The following is a 3,850-nucleotide window of genomic DNA, read 5'->3' as shown; positions in this document are numbered from 1 at the left end:
TTTGGCAGGTAAAAGCGGGTGGCGATGATGTCTTGCGCCGTGCGCGGCGGCTACACAACTGTCAGGTCGGCATGCGTGAGCGGCACGACGCGCTCCAAGTCCTCAAGGGATATCTCGATCTGGCAACCGATGCGCCCGCCCGAGAAAACGATGCGTTCGAACAGTTCCGCCGTTTCGTCGATAGCGGTGGCAAACGGTCTCGTCATGGCGATAGGTGAGCAACCGCCGTGCACATAGCCAGTTAAGGGAAGCAGCTCCCTCGATTTGATCAGGGCGATAGATTTCTCGCCGGTGGCAATCGCTGCTTTCTTCAGGTCGAGCTCGCATGCTACGGGAATCATGAACACATAGTGCTCGCCTGATTTGCCAAGCGTAACCAGGGTCTTGAACACCCGGTCTTGGTCGAGGCCCAGCAGACGTGCCACTTCCACGCCCGACAGCGCTTCGGGGCAGTCGAAGAACCGCGCCTGGTAGGGAAGGTTGCTTGCGTCCAGCACGCGCATGGCGTTCGTCTTGTGGTCGCGTTCCTTGGGCATGGCTGGTCTTTCGGATCGAGATGAGAGATGGTTTCGACGCTGTTGCAGGCATCTGCGAGGATGCGCTCTCGCGCTCGCGCGTTGCCTACGATATCATGAAACCATGGATAACGAGCATCTGACATACCGGGATTACGCACGTTACGCGCGGCAGTCCGCCGAAGAGGTGGCTCGCGACTGCGAAGCCGAGGCGTTTCGGGCAAGCGGGCCGGGCGGGCAGTGCGTGAACACCACCGATTCTGCCGTGCGGATGACCCACCTGCCTACGGGAATCACGGTGACCAGCCGGGAGTCGCGCAGCCAGTTTCGCAACCGGCAACTCTGCCTACAGAAGCTGCGCCAAGAGTTCGTCGAGCGGGCGGTGCCTCCCAAAGTCCGCCATGCCACTCGCCCCAGCCGCGCCGCCCGGCAGCGCAGGCTCGATCACAAGCACCTTCGGGCGCAGGTGAAGGTGCAGCGTCGCCGTATCGACGAATAGGGAGCCGGATTGGCTTGGCGTACGGGTGGGGCGGGGCTTGTCGAGCAGAGGTCGCGCTGCTCGACAAGCAGGCAGCGCAACCGTGTACGAGGGCAAATGCCGACGGCTGTGATGATAGTCGGCATTTGCGGTGTCTAGGGCAGCCATACGTCCATGAGCGCTTAGGCCGCTTCCTGTGGCAGATGCTTGAGAAAAATGCTACAGGGGCGGGGATTGAAAGCGGCCTTCCGCCGCGCTCGTGGCTTTCCTTAACGGATGAAGTTCGTCATGACCTTCGGTTCCACTTCGGGGGTGGTAACGCCGTGCGCGCGGGCGGCCTCTAGGGAGCGCAGCATCCAGGCCATGTTCCGGCCCAGCACACGCATGATCTGCAGGCCCTCTTCGTCCTGACGCACATCGTCGGCGCTCTTGCCGTGGACCATGGGCCAATAGTTCGACGAGACCAGCGGCATGCAGCTTATCTGGAAGTACTTGTTTATCTGGTCGATGGCGGGTGTGGTGCCTGCGCGTCGCGCCGAAGCCACGCCCGCGGCGGGCTTGAAGCGCAAGCGTGCCGAGGCAGCATAGAACAGGCGGTCGAGCACGGCCAGGAGGGCCCCGTTAGCGCCGGCGTAGTACACCGGCGTACCTACGATGATGCCGTCGGCAGCCTCGGCCTTGGCGATAAGCCCGTTCACCACATCGTCGTCGAAGATGCAGCGGGCATCGCCGCGCTTCGCGCATCCGCCGCAGCCAATGCAGCCGCGCACGGGGTCGCGACCGATCCAGGCGATCTCCGTTTCCACGCCTTCTGCCTGCAATGCGCTTGCTACTTCGGCAAGGGCCGTGTAGGTGCACCGTTTTTCGTTCGAACTTCCGTTGATCAACAATACGTTCATAACGCCTCGATTCTCGTCTGTTTCAGCGGCTCCGCGAACAGGTGCGGTGCCCAAGATGTTCGTATGGTAGGGTAGCACAACAAGATGGCAACAAGGTATTTCCCTGCGCTATACTGGACGGCATGGATGATATTTCGCTGACATCTTCCGACTCTGTGGCATCTCGAATGCTCCTGGTTTCCGCTCCGTTCGACAATGCGCCTATCGGCGTGTTCGATTCGGGATTCGGCGGGCTTACCGTGGCGCGCGAGATAGCGAAGGCGCTGCCGGACGAGTCCATTGTATACATGGGCGACTCGGCGCGCTGCCCCTATGGGCCGCGCAGCTTGGATGAAGTGGACGGGTTCGTACAGCAGATCGGCGGCTGGCTGGTCGAGCGTGGAGTAAAGATGCTGGTCATCGCCTGTAATACGGCGACAGCTGCGGGGCTGGCGCATGCGCAACGCACCTTTCCCGTGCCGGTTATCGGCGTGGTGGAGCCGGGTGCGCGGGCGGCGGCACACGCTACGAGAAACCGCCGCGTGGGCGTCATCGCCACGAAGGGCACCGTCGAATCGGATGCCTACACCAAAGCCATACGTCATCTGGATGCGGGCATCACCGTGTTCTCCACGGCTACGCCGCGTTTCGTGGAGATCGCCGAGCAGGGCCTGCGCATGGCCGACGGCCCTATCGAGGACTTCACCTCGTTGGTGTCGAAGGTGTATATCCGGCCGGCGTTCGAGGAGATAGCCCGCGAGTACCTGGAGCCGCTGCGGCGTTGCGAAATAGACACCCTCGTCCTGGGTTGCACCCACTTTCCGCTACTCAAAGCGCTTATCGGCAGCGTGGTCGGCCGCGAGGTGGTATTGATTTCCTCGGCGCAGGAAGCCGCACGGGACGTGGCCGAAATCCTCGGGCGACACGGCGCCTCTGCCCAGACAGGCCACGTGCCCTGCTACGACTTCTTCACGACGGGCGACGACGTGGAGGAGTTCCGGGGCTTCGGAAGCCGCGTGTTCCGCATGCCCATTAACAGCCTTGCTCATGTCGACCTCGCATGATCGCACAAAAGCGAAGGGGAGAACGATGAAGACGGTAGTCCTGGCAACGAACAATGCCCATAAGGTGTCCGAGATAGCCACGGCGTTGGATTTTCCTGGTTGGGAGTTTCGCACGCTGCGCGAGCTGGGCATCGAATCAGATCCGGCCGAAGATGCTGACTCGTTTGAAGGCAATGCGCGCATCAAAGCCCGTGCGGCCCATGAGGCGTCGGGCGGCTTGGCTGCGCTTGCGGACGATTCCGGCTTGGTAGTGGATGCGCTGGACGGTGCGCCCGGGGTACATTCGGCCCGCTACGCCGGCGAGCCTTGCGACGATGCCGCCAACAACGCGAAGCTGCTTGCGGTCCTGGCCGACGTTCCCGATGAGGCGCGCACCGCCCGATTCGCCAGCACGCTCGTGTTCGTCGACGAGGACGGCTCAGAGCGGGTTGCCACGGGCACGATCGAGGGCTGCATTGGTCATGAGGAGCGGGGAAGCGAGGGCTTCGGCTACGACCCCCTGTTCCTGCCCGACGTGTTCGGGGGCGGCCGCACGCTTGCCGAGGTGAGCCAGGCGGACAAGAACGCCGTCTCGCACCGCGGCAACGCCCTGCGTGCCCTGCGCGCAGCGCTGGAGGGCGACGAAGGTGACCGTGCTCGCGCCGGCGCCGGCGTTGGGGATTCCGACGACATCTGACGAAGCTGTCGTCGCAGCGGCGATGCTTCTGCTATAATACCCGTTGCTGATTCAGGCATCGGGGTGTAGCGCAGCTTGGTAGCGCGCCTGCTTTGGGAGCAGGATGTCGCAGGTTCGAATCCTGTCACCCCGACCATTTGAACTTTTCGAGAGGACCTGGAAGGGTCCTCTCGCACTTTCCTTCGTCTCATCGCCTTGTGCTGCGGTTTTGCCGTGGGAAAGTCCGCCCTACCGCTCTG

At 62.7% G+C, this 3,850-nt stretch carries 5 protein-coding genes and 1 tRNA gene; 4 read left to right on the top strand and 2 right to left on the bottom strand.

The window, feature by feature from the left end; all coding sequences use genetic code 11:
- Positions 1-50 precede the first annotated feature (50 nt).
- Positions 51-536, bottom strand: a complete 486-nt coding sequence (locus RR842_RS11565) for an aminoacyl-tRNA deacylase (protein WP_332729812.1) — start codon at positions 534-536, stop codon at positions 51-53.
- On the opposite strand from RR842_RS11565, the gene RR842_RS11560 reads away from it, so the two are divergent.
- Positions 502-1,014, top strand: coding sequence for a peptide chain release factor-like protein (locus tag RR842_RS11560; RefSeq protein WP_332554393.1), 513 nt, complete (start codon positions 502-504; stop codon positions 1,012-1,014). The genes RR842_RS11565 and RR842_RS11560 overlap by 35 nt on opposite strands.
- Positions 1,015-1,262: 248 nt before the next feature.
- Here RR842_RS11560 and RR842_RS11555 read toward each other — a convergent pair whose 3' ends face one another.
- Positions 1,263-1,892 carry a flavodoxin family protein gene (locus RR842_RS11555; protein WP_332514440.1) on the bottom strand — a complete coding sequence of 210 codons (630 nt, stop codon included), beginning with the start codon at positions 1,890-1,892 and terminating at the stop codon, positions 1,263-1,265.
- A gap of 167 nt (positions 1,893-2,059) precedes the next feature.
- Here RR842_RS11555 and murI point away from each other — a divergent pair, with 167 nt between their 5' ends.
- From murI to RR842_RS11540, 3 genes are all read left to right on the top strand, one after another.
- Positions 2,060-2,935: a glutamate racemase gene (murI, locus tag RR842_RS11550; protein ID WP_332514442.1), complete on the top strand. Its 876-nt coding sequence runs from the start codon at positions 2,060-2,062 to the stop codon at positions 2,933-2,935.
- A 25-nt stretch (positions 2,936-2,960) separates the two neighbouring features.
- Positions 2,961-3,611 (top strand): RdgB/HAM1 family non-canonical purine NTP pyrophosphatase, encoded by a 651-nt coding sequence (gene rdgB / locus RR842_RS11545; protein ID WP_332518601.1) that lies wholly within the window; start codon positions 2,961-2,963, stop codon positions 3,609-3,611.
- Between the two features lie 59 nt (positions 3,612-3,670).
- Positions 3,671-3,747: transfer RNA gene (locus RR842_RS11540), tRNA-Pro, on the top strand.
- Positions 3,748-3,850: the final 103 nt, after the last annotated feature.

It is taken from the genome of Gordonibacter sp. (assembly GCF_036667095.1).
In the GTDB taxonomy this organism is placed as follows: domain Bacteria; phylum Actinomycetota; class Coriobacteriia; order Coriobacteriales; family Eggerthellaceae; genus Gordonibacter.
This window is presented reverse-complemented; position numbering and strand designations above follow the sequence as displayed.

What these genes read in the sequence shown, in the direction of transcription:
- RR842_RS11560 (WP_332554393.1), top strand. Translation starts at nt 502, where the DNA reads ATGGCGTTCGTCTTGTGGTCGCGTTCCTTGGGCATGGCTGGTCTTTCG.
- RR842_RS11565 (WP_332729812.1), bottom strand. Translation starts at nt 536, where the DNA reads ATGCCCAAGGAACGCGACCACAAGACGAACGCCATGCGCGTGCTGGAC.
- RR842_RS11555 (WP_332514440.1), bottom strand. Translation starts at nt 1,892, where the DNA reads ATGAACGTATTGTTGATCAACGGAAGTTCGAACGAAAAACGGTGCACC.
- murI (WP_332514442.1), top strand. Translation starts at nt 2,060, where the DNA reads ATGCTCCTGGTTTCCGCTCCGTTCGACAATGCGCCTATCGGCGTGTTC.
- rdgB (WP_332518601.1), top strand. Translation starts at nt 2,961, where the DNA reads ATGAAGACGGTAGTCCTGGCAACGAACAATGCCCATAAGGTGTCCGAG.